We start from the raw sequence: 13,579 nt of genomic DNA, 5'->3' as shown, positions 1-13,579 counted from the left end.
CCGCCGAACTCATGCTGCGCGGCCGGTGGCGCGGCCCGCGGCTGCCGCTGGCCGCCCTGATCTTCGTCGCGACCTGGGTGGTGGCCTCCCAGTGGATCCGGGCCGAACTCTGGGCGGCGCTGCTCTCATTGGCGTACGTACTGGTCATCGCCGCGGCGGCGGACGCCGACGTGCATGGGCGCCGCTCGCCGCTGCGGTCCCGCCCGATGGTCTGGCTCGGTGAGGTCTCGTTCGCCTTCTACCTGGTGCACGTATTCGTGATCATGACGATCCTGCGGATCACCGGCGACTGGGGAACGGGCCTGCCCGGCTGGTGGGGCGCGATCGCGGTGATCGGCTTCCTGCTGCTCACCCTGGCGCTGGCCGCGCTGCTGCACCGGTACGTGGAGCAGCCGATGATGCGCCGGCTGGCACCGCGCCGAACGGCAGCGGGCGGGCCGCCGCGGGCCATCGCACCGGATGGCTCACCGCCGGCCGTGACGTCGAGCGGGCCGCCGCCGAACGCGGTGCCCCGGCCGAGGGCCCCGCAGCATGACACGAGCCCGGCGACGTACGCCGAGAATGGTTCGGGCGTCCATCGCGGACGGTGAGCCAGGCCGGCGGTGACCTGCGGGACGAGTCGCGCCGACCGGCGGTGAGTCCCCGTGCGACACGCCCGGTGACGGTGCGGGCCGGTGGTCGTGGCGGTAGCGTGGCGTGGTGCCTCCCGTCGCGTCCGCCCGTCCTCTGTGGTGGCTGGCGCGCTGGGCCGCCCGGCTGCTGACCGGTTTCGCGGTCGCCGCCGCGTTCACGATCGGGGCCTGGGCGATGCCCGCTCAGGCCGCCCCCGCCGGGCAGTCCACCGCAGTGCTTGCCCCCGCCGGGCAGTTCACCACGGGGGCGCCCGTCCACCCGCCGGCTGGTGCGGTGGTGCCGCCGGCACCCAGCGGGTGGGAGTTGGCCGCCGCGAGCGGGTTGGTCGACGCCGTGGCACCGAGCGGGGTCGACCTTGGGGACCGCGCCGACCTGGGCGGTGTGCCTGGCACGCTGCCGACGGTGCCCGCCCGGCCGCAACTGCCCGCCGCCGGAGCCGTCGCCGCTGCGGTCGGGTCCGCTCCCGCCGCGGCCGTCCAGGGCGCCGACACCGCTCGCGCTCCGCCCCGCGCCTGAGTCCACCGCCCGTTGCCCGGCGGTACCGGACGCCCGCCCCACGGTCGTCCCGGTCCGCCACCGTCGCGCCGCCCACGCCGGCTGGACGCCCGCACCGGGCCGCTGCGACCGGGCCCTGTCACGGGCGCCGTCCCATCCGATGCACCTTTCACCGCCCGACCGGGTCCGTGGCCTCGCCACCAGGCGACCCGGCGTCGGCGCGGCCACCGTCACCGCACCACCTGCCATGAGGAACCGCCATGGAGAGCGTTGTCTACCAGTTCCTGATCGAGGTACCCCGGGCCGCCGCCATCTGGTCGGTCCTGCTCGTGCTTGCGCTGGGCGTACTCACCGCCCTGGTCGCCCGACCCGAGCCGGCCCGGCGGGACAATGAACCCACCGGCCAGGTCGAGGACCCCGTCGCGACCGCCGCGGCCGACCTGCGCCGCTACGCCGGTGAGGTGGCGGTGGCGGCGACCGGCGCCGCGCAGAACGCCCGACGGCGGCGCGACGCGTGGCGCGCCGCCCAGGCTGAACTCGACCGCGCCTGGGCCGGGTACGACGAGGCGGAGTCCGCGGCCCGGCGGCTCACGAGCGGTGCCGCGCTGCCCACCCCCCGTACGCCCCGCACCCCCGCCGAGTACGCCGCCCGGGAGCGTTGGCTGCACCACGCCGCGATGGCCGCGCACTGGCGCGGGGACCTGTCGGCCCGGCAGCTCAGCGACGTGCTCGCCCGCCGGGCGGGCTGGGACCCCCGGCGGCACCCGGCCGAGCAGGAGATCGTACTCGCCCGGGTGGTACGCGACGGTCGCCTGGCCGTCTATCGGGCGGCTGCCGAGCGCGAGCGCGACGCGTGGCGGGCGGCCGAGCTTGCCGCCGAGGCGGCCCGTGCCCTCTCCGCCGAGGCGTACGCCGCCGGCGAGCGGCTCCGGCCGAACCGGCTGCCGGCGCCCCACCGGGTGGGTGTAGGCCGCCCGGCCGTACGCCTGCGCTGGCGGCCGGCCCGGGTGGGCTGATCGGCCGCACGGGGCCCGATGATTCCGTGAGCCCGGTCACGTCCCGTGGAGAAACGGTCACTGGGCGCAGTCGGGTCGATCGCTGCCGCAATGTCCGCGCCATTGCCGGCGGACGGTCCGGTTGTTGCCCCCAGGCGCCCGTTTCACCCGGAATCCCATTGAGCGACGACACTTGACGAATACCCGAAAATAACCGAGCTGGATCATGTTTAAGCAGCTCAGGGAGGGTTGGCACGGGCATGACCGACCAGTAGTGTCGGCCCGTCCGGTGCGGTAACCGATCGCAAAAGGCGACGCCGCATCGACCCGCTCAATCGCGAGTTATCGCGAACCGGGGACCCACTGCACCACTGGGGTGAATCCGCGAGCCTCGGCCCGCGGTAGGGCGATCTTCCCGCCCGAATCCGTCAGCTAACCCGGTCGGCGGTGTTGGAAGGAGTTCCAACCTCGTGCAGCACTCTGCTATCCCCCCGTTGTTCCCCCGCCTCCACGGCACTGCGGTGCCCGCGCTCGCCGGCCCGGTGGCCGCGAGCTGATCCGGCCCACCGCCGCCGCCCGGTGTCCCGGGCGCATCCCGTTGAACGGCCCATCCGCGTACTCGGGTGGTCGTCGGTACCCGTGCCGACCTGACCGCCGGAGCCGGTGCGCCGCTCACCCCTGAGCCCCGTGGAGGATTCCGTGAAGCACACCGTCAAGCGTCAGCTCCGCCGGCTGGCCACCGAACGTCCGTACCAGGTCGTCGCCGCATCGGCCGCCGCGCTCGTACTCGCGACCGGCGGCGGTGCCCTGCTCGCCAGCGCCGAGGACGGCCCGGCCACCGCGCACACCCCGACCGCCGTCGCCGAGCTGCGAAGCGACACCGCCGCATCCCGCGGCGACGCCCGGGTCGTGGCGGACCCGTCGACCGCCGCGCCGAGCAGCGCCGCCCCGGCCAGCGAGGCGGCACCGGCCAGCGCCGCCGCGTCGCCGTCCCCGCAGGCCAGCTCGGCCGCGCCGGACCCGGACGTGACCAGCAAGAAGGCGACACCGAAGCCGCCGGCGTCGAAGGTCCTCGACTACGACTACCAGGCCCAGACGACCGGCTACTACTGCGGCCCGGCCGCCGTGCGGAACGCGCTCAGCGCCGCCGGCATCGACCGCGACCAGGACACCCTGGCCACCCAGCTCGGCACCACGTACGCCGGCACCAACTCGGCCGAGGACACCACCCGCGTACTCAACGCCACGGTCAAGGACGGCCCGTACGAGACCACCATGATCCGTGGCGGCTCGGCCACCCCGGCCCAGATGGACCAGCTCCAGACCGACGTCGTGGCGGCCGTCAGTGACGGACGGGCCGTCGTGGTGAACGTCGCCGGCAGCGCCACCGACACCGACGGCGGCTGGCACTCCTTCCCCGGCGGTCACTACATCGCCGTGGTGGGCTACGAGGACGAGGGCCGGCAGGTGAAGATCGCCGACTCGGCCGACCCGTCGTACTACTCCTACTGGATGAGCGCCATCGACCTGGCCAACTGGGCAGCCACCCGCGGCTACTCCTCCTGACCGGCAGCTCCTCCTGATCGAAACGACGAGGGCGCCCGGACCGCACGGTCCGGGCGCCCTCGCCGTCCCGCGTCGGCACCCGGGACACACGTCAGCGACGGGCGGGATCCCGGAGCATCACCCGGTGTCGTGTGCCGGTCGCCGGTCTCGCCGCCGCCTCCGGGCACTGGCAGACTGCGCGCATGGCCGACGAATCAGGTGACCGGGCCGGCCGGTCTGTCCTGCTGCTCCTGCACGGGATGGGCGTCACCGGCGACGTGTGGCTGCCCTGGGCGCCGCTGCTCGAACAGCGGTGGCCCGGGCGGTGGCTGGCCCCGGATCTGGCCGGCCACGGCGCTTCGCCCCCGCTGCCGGAATACTCGTTCACCGGTCTCGCCGACCGGGTCGCCGGGAGCCTGGGCGCCGGTGACCGGGTGGTGGTGCTGGGCCACTCGCTCGGCGGGGTGGTCGGCTTGGCGCTGGCCGCCGCGAGCCGGGGTGTGGTGGTCGACGCGGTGGTCGGGCTCGGCATCAAGGCGGTCTGGTCCCCGGAGGAACTGGCCCGCGCCGCTGACCTCGCGGCCCGCCCGGTCACCTGGTTCGTCACCCGGGACGAGGCGGCCCGACGGTACCTGCGCGTCGCCGGCCTGGCCGGGCTCCTCGCCCCCGACCAACCCGCGGTCGACGCCGGGCTGCGACAGGTGGACGGCCGGTGGCGGCTGGCGATGGACCCGGTCGCGTTCGCTGTCGGCGAGCCCGACCTGACCGCCCTGCTGGCCGCGATCGACGTACCGGTCGTGCTGGCCCGTGGCGAGCACGACCCGATGGTCTCCGACGCCCAGCTCAAGGAGTACGGCGTACCCGTGGCCACTCTGCCCGGGCTCGGTCACAACGCCCACGTGGAGGATCCGGCGGCCGTGCTGGCCCTGCTCGACCCCTGGCGCTGACCCGCCGGCGTCGCGACCCTCGCAGGTGCGACGTGTTCGTCGGCGTCCGTCAGTCGGCGAAGGTCAGACCGTGCTCGGCCAGCGCGGCGGCCAGGATGTCGACCGCCCTCGGCCCGACCCCGTGCATGGCCAACAGGTCGCGGCGGCGGTGCGTGGCCACCTGGGCCAGCGTCGTGACGCCGGCCTCCATCAGGGCGCTGTTGGCCGGTCGCCCGATCGGTGGCAGGTCACCGATCCGCGCCGGTACGTCGCGGGTACTCACGCCGTCAGGGTAGCCGGGGCGCCATGCCGGCGCACCCGTCCGGGCTCGTCGTTCAGGTGGCGGAGGAGAGCGGCGTACCGGTCGCGAAGCGGGGCGTCGGCGGGGTCCAGGCCGGGTCCAGCTCGCGGCGGGCGGCGGCCAGGAATGCCTCGGCGTACGACTCGGCGGGGAAGTCGCCCAGGTAGCGCCGCCGGGTCGCCCAGCGGGCCTCGGCGAGCGGGTCGGTGTCGAGCAACCGGGTCAGCACGTCGTCCAGGTCGGCCATGTCCCGGCGCAGCACGTAGCCGGACGCGGCGAGGGGGAACCGTTCGGTGAACCGGTCGCCGTCGGCACCCATGTCGGTCACCGCGTACGGCTTGCCCGAGTACAGCCAGTCGGAGACCACCCCGGAGACGTCGGAGACCAGCGCGTCCGCCCGGTTCACGGACTCGGCCAGGGTCAGCCGGCTCGCCGCGGCGCCGAACAGGTGCTGCCGGCCGGTGCGGGCCCGGTCGGCGGCGAGCAACTCGTGCAACCGCCCCAGCTGCCGGGCCGAGGCCGGGTTCTGCGAGGTGTAGGGGTGGGCCCGCAGGATCACCGTGGCGCCCCGGTCGAGCAGCCGCCGCAGCAGCGTCCCGGCCACCGGCAGCGAGCAGTAGTCGGTGTCGGCGTGGTGCCCGGTCCAGGTGGGGGTGTAGAGCACCGTCGGGTTCGCCAGCCCGCGCGCCGGCTGGCTGCGTACCTCGATCGCCTCGACCTGCGGGCGGCCGACCACCACGAACTTCTCGGCCGGGATCTCCACCCCGGCCCGGGCGTACCGGTCGATGGCCGCCTCGCCGGCGACGAAGATCCGGTCGAAGAGCGCCGAGACCGGGTTGGCGCTGGGGGACTTGTCGCTGTCGCCGTGGTGCAACTGCACATGGGTGAGCTGCGTGAAGCGGATGCAGTGGCTGTTCTTCGCGCCGTGGTTGACGTAGAACGCCACCCGCAGGCTCGGCACCAGCACCTCGTCCATGTTCCGCAGGGTGGGGCAGTAGAGCACGGGGGCGGTGGTGGCCGCCGCGATGGCGGGCAGGGACTCCGGCTCCCGCACCATCACCACGAACGGCCGGCCGATCCGTTCGAGGTACGGCAGCCACATGGTGACCTGGTACTCCGATCCGGGCGGGGCGGAGAAGTGCAGCACGAACTCGGGCTGGTGCCGGCGGAGCGCCCGGGTGACCGCCGACCCGCCGGCGGCCGGCCGGAACCGTCGCCGGGCCAGGTCGAGGGCGACCGCACCGGCGGCTGCGCCCACCAGCAGGCTCGCCACCAGGGCGACGGCGGCGGGCAGGCCCGCCAGGGCGGCCAGGGCCAGCACGGCGAGCAGCCCCGCCACGGCGTCGGAGAGGCGGGCGGCGACCCGCGGCACCCAGGTGCGTACCGGCAGGTTCGCGGCGCGGATCTCCCGGTTCCCGGCCTCTCGCAGCGGGCCCGTGAGCAGCACCATGCCCAGCAGCACCAGGGCGGTGGCGGCCAGGGCCGGGTCGAAGCCGGCGTCGAGCTGCCGGGCGTAGCCGACCAGGACCCCGGCCGCGATCAGCGTGGTCTCCGCGGCGCTGTCGGCACCCGGGCGTACCCGCCGCTCCCAGACCGTGGCGGCGAGCGCGGCCATCGCCAGGCCGAGCCCCCAGGTGGTCGCGCCGGTGAGCGCGACCACGAGGAACGCCAGGACCGCCCCACCGGTGGCCAGGCCCCGGGCGGCCAATTTCCTGACCAGGTCACCACGCATCTCGGTGTCGCCTTCGAGGTTGACTCGCGGTTGTCGTCGGCCGGTCAGCCGACGGTGGTGGTGCTCGCTGAACGGTCGGTCTGGGTGGGCACCGTGGCGGCCGGCGTCTCGCCGGGGGGCCGGCGTACGTCGATCACCTGGCCGGTGAGATCCGAGATCAGCACGTCCAGTGATGCCTGGGCGACGGTCTCGGCAGCGAGCAGGGTGTGCTCGGGCTCCGTGCCGAACGCCTTGGTCCGCATGGGGGTGGCGGTCCGTTCCGGGTTGATGATGTTCACCCGTACGCCGAGCTCGGCCCACTCGTCCGACAGCGCCTGGGTGAGGTTGACCAGGGCGGCCTTGGTGGCCGAGTAGAGCGCGTAGTCCGCCCGGCCCCGGGTGTACGAGCTGGAAGTGTAGAGCAGCAGCTGGCCCTTGGTGTGCTGGAGGTAGGGCAGGGCCTGCCGGGCTACGGTCACCGGGCCGACGAAGTTGACCTGGAGCACCCGGTCGATGGTCTCCTCGTCCATCTCGGTCAGCGCGCCCTTCTCCAGGATCCCGGCGGTGACCACGACATGGTCGATCCGGCCGGTGGCGTCGAAGGCGGTCTTCAGCGCGGCCTCGACGTCCTCGGGCCGCTCCACGTGGGTGCCGGTGCTGGAGCGGCTGAACGGGAAGACCTGGGCGCCGTGGCGGCGGGCCAGATCGGTCAGGTCGTGGCCGATTCCGTAGCTGCCGCCGAAGACGACGATCGTGCGGCCGGTGACCTCCTCGCTGTAGGCGCGGTGGTCGGTGAGCCGGGGCACCTGGGCAGCGGCCAGCTGGAACAGCTTGTCCGCCAGGTGCACGTCGACTGGGTGGGTGACCTTGATGTTCTCGTCCGAGCCGTCGATCACCTTGATCGGGGTGCCGGGCAGGTAGCGCAGCACCACGCCGCAGTCGTCGGTGGCGGCGAAGTTCGGGTCGCCCTCGGCCCGCCGGTACGCCTCGCGGATGGTGCCGGAGCGGAAGGCCTGTGGGGTCTGGCCGCGGCGCAGCGTGGCGCGCACCGGGATGTCGGTGATGCACTCGTTCTCGTCGACCTGGATGATCGTGTCGGCCGACGCGATGGCCACGTCGACCGCCGAGTACGTCCACAGGGCGTTCACGCACTCCCGGACGATCCGGCCGCTGAGCAGGGGCCGCACCGCGTCGTGGAAGAGGATGTTGCAGTCCTCGTCGCCCACCGCGTCCAGGGCGATGCGGGTGGTGGCGTTGCGGGTGTCACCGCCCTCGATCACCTTGGTGACCTTGCGGAAGCCGGCCTTGCTGACAATCTGCTGCGCCTCGGTGACGTGACCGGCGGCCATCAGCACGATGATCTCGTCGATCTCCGGCGCGCCCTCGAAGACGGCCAGCGTGTGCTCGATGATCGGCTTGCCGGCGATCTTCAGCAGCTGCTTGGGGATGCCGAGGCCGAGCCGGGTGCCGGTGCCGCCGGCCAGCACCACGGCCACCGTCCGCGAGGGCCGCCACGGTGCCGGGTGTTCCGGTGTGGTGCCCGGGTCGGTGGTCTGGTCCTGCGTCATTGCCGGTCCTCGCTCTCGGGATGCATGGGTCAGCGGTGCGTGAACGGAAGGTTCCGCCAACACGGCGGCGGGATGAACCTTAACGCGCGAACCGCGTCGCCCCAACGTGGCAACGCGGTCCGCGCGGCGCCGCAGGGCACCGTACGTTCACCCGAATTCTACTTGGCGTTCGTGAATGCCTCGTAGGCCCGTAGCACCTCTGCGGTCGGCCCATCCATCCGGATTACGCCTGACTCCAGCCAGATTGTCCGTTCGCACGTGTCCCGTACGGAGGAGAGCTGGTGGCTCACCAGGAACACCGTGCCGGCGTCCTCCCGCAGCTCCCGCACCCGCTGCTCGCTGCGCTTGCGGAACGCCTTGTCGCCGGTGGCAAGAGCCTCGTCGATCAGCAGCACGTCGTGTTGCTTGGCCGCGGCGATGGAGAAGCGCAGCCGGGCCGACATGCCGGACGAGTACGTGCGCATCGGTAGCGAGGCGAAGTCGCCGCGCTGGTTGATCCCGGAGAACTCGATGATCTCCGGGAGCTTGCGCTGCACCTCGGCCGGGGACATGCCCATGGCCAGGCAGCCGAGCGTGACGTTGCGCTCACCTGGCAGGTCGTTGAGCAGGGCGGCGTTCACCCCGAGCAGCGACGGCTGGCCCTGCGTGTAGACCGCGCCCCGCTCCACCGGCAGCAGCCCGGCGATGGCGCGCAGCAGGGTCGACTTGCCGGAGCCGTTGGTGCCGATCAGCCCGATCGCCTCGCCGCGGTACGCGGTGAAGCTGACGCCGCGGACCGCGTGCACCTCCCGGACGTTCGGCGCGGACGTGCGGGTCACCATCCGTTTGAACGCGGCCACCGGGCTGGTGTTGCCGGCGGCGCCCTTGTGCACCCGGTAGACGACGTGTGCGTCGTCCACCACCACGGTCGGGATCCGCTCCTGGACCCGGGGCAGGGTCACCGTCACGTCGTTTGACATTGCGAGATGATCAACCACGGCCGTACTCCTGTTCGCCGCGCCAGAAGTAGAGGTAGCCCCCGAGGCCCATCACGACCGCCCAGCCCACCGCGACCAGCCAGGTCAGCGGCAGGGAGTCGTTGAGCAGCGGCGCGTTCTCGAGCAGGGCGACCCGGGCCAGCTCGATGTAGACCAGCATGGGGTTGAACTGCACCAGGGCGGTGGCCCAGCCCGGCAGGTTCTCGGAGAACAGTTTGACGCTGTAGAGCACCCCGGAGCCGTACATCCAGGCCCGCAGGATGAAGGGCATGACCTGCTTCAGGTCGGTGGCCTTGGCGCCCAGCCGGGCCACCGTCATGGTCAGCCCGGCGTTGAAGACCGTCTGGAGCAGCACCGCCGGCACCAGCATCAGCCACATCAGGGTGATCGGTTCTCCGGTGACCAGCACGATGCCGACCAGCACCGCCAGCGAGCCGAGCAACTGCTGGAACTGGGTGACGGTGATGGCCAGCGGCAGGCAGGCCCGGGGGAAGTGCAACGCCCGGATCAGCCCGAGGTTGCCGCTGATCGCCTGGGTGCCCTGCTGAACCGTGGTCTGGGTGAAGTTGAAGATGAACAGGCCGGTGGTGAGGTACGCGATGAAGTTGTCCATCCCCCGGCTCTGTTCGAGCACCAGCCCGAAGATCAGGTAGTAGACCGCCGCGTTGGTCAGCGGGGTGAGCACCTGCCAGAGTTGTCCGAGCCGGGCGTTGCTGAACGAGGCAGTCAGCTTGGCGTTGGCGTACGCGGCGATGAAGTGCCGATACTTCCAGAGTTGGCTGCTGTAGCGGCGCAGCGAGGGCCGCTGGCCGGCCACCCGCAGCCCGTGCCGGGCGGCCAGCTGGGCTGAGGGGAGGCCGGCGTCGGGGTCGGCCAGCGCGGTGTTGGCCATGGGGATGGGCGCTCCGATCTGTCGTGCTGGCGGATTGTTTCGCGACGATGGAATCTAGCGTGGCCGTGCGTGGAGCGCCGCCTCGCCGCTGGGTGGACAGTAGTCCGAAACACGTCGGGACGCAACCGTAGCGTCGTTGCGGTACATTGTCCTGTGTGACAGCCGAGAAGAGTCCGAGGTGACGACCGAGAAGAGGCGCGCACCCGCCGGTGCGGCGGTGCTCCGTGGGGAGATCACCACGGCCATCCGCCGCGCCCTCATGCAGGAACTCGCCGCGGTCGGCTACGGCCGGCTCTCCATCGAGGCGGTGGCCCGCCGGGCCGGGGTCAGCAAGACCGCGATCTACCGGAGGTGGAGTTCGAAGCTCGACCTGGTCCTGGAGGTGGTCGCCACCGCGGCCGGGGGGCGCCTGCCCGCGCTGGACACCGGCAGCCTGCGCGGCGACCTCGCGCTGCTGTTCCAGGTGGTCGCGCACGCGCTGCGGCATCCGCTGGCCTCGCAGATCATTCCCGACCTGCTGGCCGAGGCCGCCCGTAACCCGACCATCGCCGAGACCCTCCAACGCGTGCTGAGAGCCCGGCAGCAGGAGGTCGCCGGCCGGCTGATCAGCCGGGCGGTGCAGCGCGGCGAACTGCCCGCCGCCACCGACCCGGAGGCGGCGGTCGACCTGATCGTGGGGCCGCTGTACTGGCGGCTCGCCATCGCCCGCACCCCGGTCACCGACAGCTACCTGGAGACCCTGGTCGAGTCGGTGGCGCTCGGGCTCGGCGTGCAGGACGCGCTGCCCCGGCAGCGTGAGGCGCCCCTCACTGGTTGAGCAGGGCCCGCTTGGGGTACCGCTGGCAGGGCCTGCCCCGGCACCGGACCGGCGTGCGTCCGCTCGACCCGGCTCCGGGGGCGACTATTACTCTCGGTGTGGTTTGTGCGGCACGGGGGGCCGCCACGGCGCTCGGAACCGCCTGAGCGCGCCGCACTGCCCGTTCGATGACAAGGACGCTCCGTGTCGATGACCGACCAAACCGTCGCCGCCGCACTCACGCCGGCAGCGGGCGACGGGCCGACCGGTCCCACTTCCATCGGTTCCACCCGGGTCCGGGCGGTGCTGGGCCGCATCCGGGCGGGGATCGCCGCCATACCCGCCGTGCTCACCGACGGCGCCGTACTGGCGTTCGCGCTCTGGACGCTGCTCTACCACGCCGCCCTGCCGTTGGGCCTCGCGCCGTCGCTGACGTTCCGGATCTGGCTGGTGGCCGGCCTGGTACTGGCCCTGCTCGTCCTGCTGATCCGGCTCGCCCTGCCGCGGTGGCGCGGCCGCCGCGCCACCCGGGTGCCGGCCGACCCAGCGACCGGTGACGCCCCGGCGGCCGGTGACGACCCGGCGGCCGGTGACGACCCGGCGGCCGGTGACGACCCGGTGACCGGTGACGACCCGGTGACCGGTGAGGACCCGGTGGCCGGCGAAGACCCGGTGACCGGCGGGGACCCGGGGGCCACCCCGGCGGAGGGCAGGGCCGGCAGCCCGGCGACGGACGCCGCCGGTCGGATGCCGATCGCCCAGCGCTGGTGGACGGCGTTGGTTCTGCTGGTCGGCACCGGTGCGGCGATCACCGCCGGCCTGGCGGGGACCCCGGCCGGCGAGGGCATTTCCTGGTGGGTGCCGGCCTCGGCCGGTGCCGTGGCCGCCGTCGGGGCGGTGCTGCTGACCTGGCGGATCTGGCGGGTCACCCCGGCAACCCGGCCGCCGGCGCCGGCTCCGACCGCCTGGCAGTCGGCGTACGTGCTGCTGATCGCGGGGGTGGCCGCGGTCGCCTCGCTCTACCTGGCCCGCAGCACCCCTGACGACATCTACTACGTGGGCCGGTCGACGTGGGTGGCCGACCGGGACATCGTTCCGCTCAACGACTTCCTGTTCAGCGAGAACGTCCTCCCGGCGATGGCCTCGCAGCCCCCGATCGCCAGCATCGAGGTCTTCGCCGGTGCGCTCGGCCGTTTCCTCGGCATGTCCGGTGCCGCGGCGACCTGGTTCGTGCTGCTGCCGGTCCTGGCCGTGCTCGCCGTGCTGGCGCTCTGGCGGGTGGTGCAGCGCTGGGCGCCGCGACGTCCGGTGCTCGCCTTCACTGTGGCCGCGGCCTTCCTCGCGCTGGTCTGCGGCCCGGACGCCGCCCTGGGTACCTTCCACCTGCCCCGGCTCTACCAGGGCAAGGGCATGTTCGTCTCCGCGGCCGTGCCGTTGATGTGGTTGTACCTGACCCGCTGGTTCGACGACCGGTCCAAGCGTGGCCTGGTGCTGATCGTCGCGCTGTCGATCACCGCGATCGGGCTCACCACCACTGCCGCGATCATCCTGCCGCTGCTGGTCGGCGGGGCGGCCCTGATGATGCTGCTGGTGGGGCGCTGGAAGTCGGCGCTGGCCGTCGGTGTGGCCGCCCTGGCGTACCCGGTCGGGGCGGTGGTCGTCACCCAACTGGTCCTCGGCACGTCGGCCAACGAGGCCGCGGCGGACGCCAACTTCTACGACGCCGCGCACACCTACCGGCGCACCTTCGAGATCGGCATCGTGGGTGTGATCGGCGGGCTCGCCCTGTGGTGCGGGCCGCTGCTGGCCCGCCGCCGCACCCCGGCGTTGCTCGCGGCCGGCGGCGCGCTCACGCTGAGCGTGCTGCTGGTGCCCGGGGTGCTGGAGTGGATCAGCGCGCTCACCGGCATTTCGGTGGTGCTCTGGCGGGTGCCGTGGCTGCTCGCCCTGCCGGCGCTGATCGGGCTGCTGTGCACCGTCTGGCTGCCCACCCGGCTGCGTTCCGTGCGGGCCCTGGTCGGCTTGGTGCTGGCCGGGGCGATGGTGGCCTCGTTCGCCGTCTACGCCACCCCGATGTGGGCCGAGCGCAGCGGGGTGGAGGTGCACGACGAGCCCACCTTGAAGGTCCGGCCGCAGCGGCAGGGCATCGCACAGTGGATCGATGGCCTCGATCGCCCGGACGGGCTCGTGCTCGCGCCGGCGACCATCATGCGGACCATCCCGATCCTGACCAGCCAGGTGCGGGTGGTGCTCCCACGCGACTTCTTCCTGGTCGAGTACGACCTGAACTCGCAGTTCTCCCAGGATCGGCTGCTGCTGACCCGGTTCGCCGACGGGGGCCCGGCCGAGGGTCGACCGACCCGTGACGAGGTGGCCGGGGCACTGGACCGGCTGGACGTGGGGACGATCTGTGTCTACAACGGCAATCGCTTCGCCCGCCGGACCGCCGCGCGGCTCGGCTACACCGAGTTCGCCGAGCGCCCCCCACCAATTCCCGACCAGCCCGGGGCGGTGACCTGCCTGCGCCGCGACTGACCAGGCTGCGGCCGTTTCGGCCCGGTCCGCCGCGTCGGCGGGCATGCTCGAAAGGGCAGGCCGTCGCACAGGGGGATGGGCATGGAGAGCTATCACGAGGACTGGACCGACAGCCAGCGCGCGCTCTACGACGAGTGCTACCGGGCCGGCGCCGACTGGGCCGACGACCCCGCCACCCCGTCCGAGGACGTGCAGCACGTGATCA

At 73.1% G+C, this 13,579-nt stretch carries 11 protein-coding genes, 1 pseudogene and 1 riboswitch; of the genes and pseudogenes, 7 read left to right on the top strand and 5 right to left on the bottom strand.

The features are described from left to right. From AB0M52_RS19495 to AB0M52_RS19475, 5 genes and pseudogenes are all read left to right on the top strand, one after another. Positions 1-590 (top strand): annotated as a pseudogene (locus AB0M52_RS19495) (acyltransferase); the annotation flags it as partial. A 109-nt stretch (positions 591-699) separates the two neighbouring features. Beyond that, the gene (locus tag AB0M52_RS19490) at positions 700-1,149 is read left to right on the top strand and encodes a hypothetical protein (RefSeq protein ID WP_363955356.1); all 450 of its coding nucleotides are present in this window, start codon (positions 700-702) and stop codon (positions 1,147-1,149) included. A 239-nt stretch (positions 1,150-1,388) separates the two neighbouring features. Next, positions 1,389-2,144 (top strand): hypothetical protein, encoded by a 756-nt coding sequence (locus tag AB0M52_RS19485; protein WP_363955353.1) that lies wholly within the window; start codon positions 1,389-1,391, stop codon positions 2,142-2,144. Between the two features lie 297 nt (positions 2,145-2,441). After that, positions 2,442-2,585: riboswitch (cyclic di-AMP (ydaO/yuaA leader) on the top strand. A gap of 225 nt (positions 2,586-2,810) precedes the next feature. Beyond that, positions 2,811-3,689: a C39 family peptidase gene (locus AB0M52_RS19480; RefSeq protein ID WP_363955351.1), complete on the top strand. Its 879-nt coding sequence runs from the start codon at positions 2,811-2,813 to the stop codon at positions 3,687-3,689. A gap of 182 nt (positions 3,690-3,871) precedes the next feature. Continuing rightward, the gene (locus tag AB0M52_RS19475) at positions 3,872-4,615 is read left to right on the top strand and encodes an alpha/beta hydrolase (protein ID WP_363955348.1); all 744 of its coding nucleotides are present in this window, start codon (positions 3,872-3,874) and stop codon (positions 4,613-4,615) included. A 49-nt stretch (positions 4,616-4,664) separates the two neighbouring features. Here AB0M52_RS19475 and AB0M52_RS19470 read toward each other — a convergent pair whose 3' ends face one another. From AB0M52_RS19470 to AB0M52_RS19450, 5 genes are all read right to left on the bottom strand, one after another. Continuing rightward, positions 4,665-4,877, bottom strand: coding sequence for a DNA-binding protein (locus tag AB0M52_RS19470; protein WP_363955345.1), 213 nt, complete (start codon positions 4,875-4,877; stop codon positions 4,665-4,667). A 52-nt stretch (positions 4,878-4,929) separates the two neighbouring features. Further along, entirely contained in the window at positions 4,930-6,627 is a 1,698-nt protein-coding gene (locus AB0M52_RS19465; protein ID WP_363955343.1) for a CDP-glycerol glycerophosphotransferase family protein, read from the bottom strand. A 44-nt stretch (positions 6,628-6,671) separates the two neighbouring features. Next, complete coding sequence (locus AB0M52_RS19460) at positions 6,672-8,174, bottom strand: bifunctional cytidylyltransferase/SDR family oxidoreductase (protein ID WP_363955340.1); 1,503 nt, start codon at positions 8,172-8,174, stop codon at positions 6,672-6,674. Positions 8,175-8,332: 158 nt separating this feature from the next. After that, complete coding sequence (locus tag AB0M52_RS19455) at positions 8,333-9,133, bottom strand: ABC transporter ATP-binding protein (RefSeq protein ID WP_363955337.1); 801 nt, start codon at positions 9,131-9,133, stop codon at positions 8,333-8,335. Positions 9,134-9,143: 10 nt separating this feature from the next. Then, positions 9,144-10,043: an ABC transporter permease gene (locus AB0M52_RS19450; protein WP_363955334.1), complete on the bottom strand. Its 900-nt coding sequence runs from the start codon at positions 10,041-10,043 to the stop codon at positions 9,144-9,146. Between the two features lie 217 nt (positions 10,044-10,260). Between AB0M52_RS19450 and AB0M52_RS19445 the strand changes: the two genes are divergently transcribed. Together AB0M52_RS19445 and AB0M52_RS19440 are read left to right on the top strand one after the other, a co-directional pair. Beyond that, complete coding sequence (locus tag AB0M52_RS19445; protein ID WP_363955358.1) at positions 10,261-10,860, top strand: TetR/AcrR family transcriptional regulator; 600 nt, start codon at positions 10,261-10,263, stop codon at positions 10,858-10,860. Between the two features lie 189 nt (positions 10,861-11,049). Continuing rightward, positions 11,050-13,374: a DUF6077 domain-containing protein gene (locus tag AB0M52_RS19440; RefSeq protein WP_363955331.1), complete on the top strand. Its 2,325-nt coding sequence runs from the start codon at positions 11,050-11,052 to the stop codon at positions 13,372-13,374. Positions 13,375-13,579 lie beyond the last annotated feature (205 nt).

Origin of the sequence: Micromonospora sp. NPDC051296, from assembly GCF_040682255.1 — a bacterium.
Taxonomy (GTDB): domain Bacteria; phylum Actinomycetota; class Actinomycetes; order Mycobacteriales; family Micromonosporaceae; genus Micromonospora; species Micromonospora craterilacus.
Note: the sequence above shows the minus strand (reverse complement) of the source record. Positions and strands in the feature narration are given on the sequence as shown.

What these genes read in the sequence shown, in the direction of transcription:
- AB0M52_RS19475 (WP_363955348.1), top strand. Translation starts at nt 3,872, where the DNA reads ATGGCCGACGAATCAGGTGACCGGGCCGGCCGGTCTGTCCTGCTGCTC.
- AB0M52_RS19450 (WP_363955334.1), bottom strand. Translation starts at nt 10,043, where the DNA reads ATGGCCAACACCGCGCTGGCCGACCCCGACGCCGGCCTCCCCTCAGCC.
- AB0M52_RS19485 (WP_363955353.1), top strand. Translation starts at nt 1,389, where the DNA reads ATGGAGAGCGTTGTCTACCAGTTCCTGATCGAGGTACCCCGGGCCGCC.
- AB0M52_RS19440 (WP_363955331.1), top strand. Translation starts at nt 11,050, where the DNA reads ATGACCGACCAAACCGTCGCCGCCGCACTCACGCCGGCAGCGGGCGAC.
- AB0M52_RS19455 (WP_363955337.1), bottom strand. Translation starts at nt 9,133, where the DNA reads ATGTCAAACGACGTGACGGTGACCCTGCCCCGGGTCCAGGAGCGGATC.
- AB0M52_RS19465 (WP_363955343.1), bottom strand. Translation starts at nt 6,627, where the DNA reads ATGCGTGGTGACCTGGTCAGGAAATTGGCCGCCCGGGGCCTGGCCACC.
- AB0M52_RS19460 (WP_363955340.1), bottom strand. Translation starts at nt 8,174, where the DNA reads ATGACGCAGGACCAGACCACCGACCCGGGCACCACACCGGAACACCCG.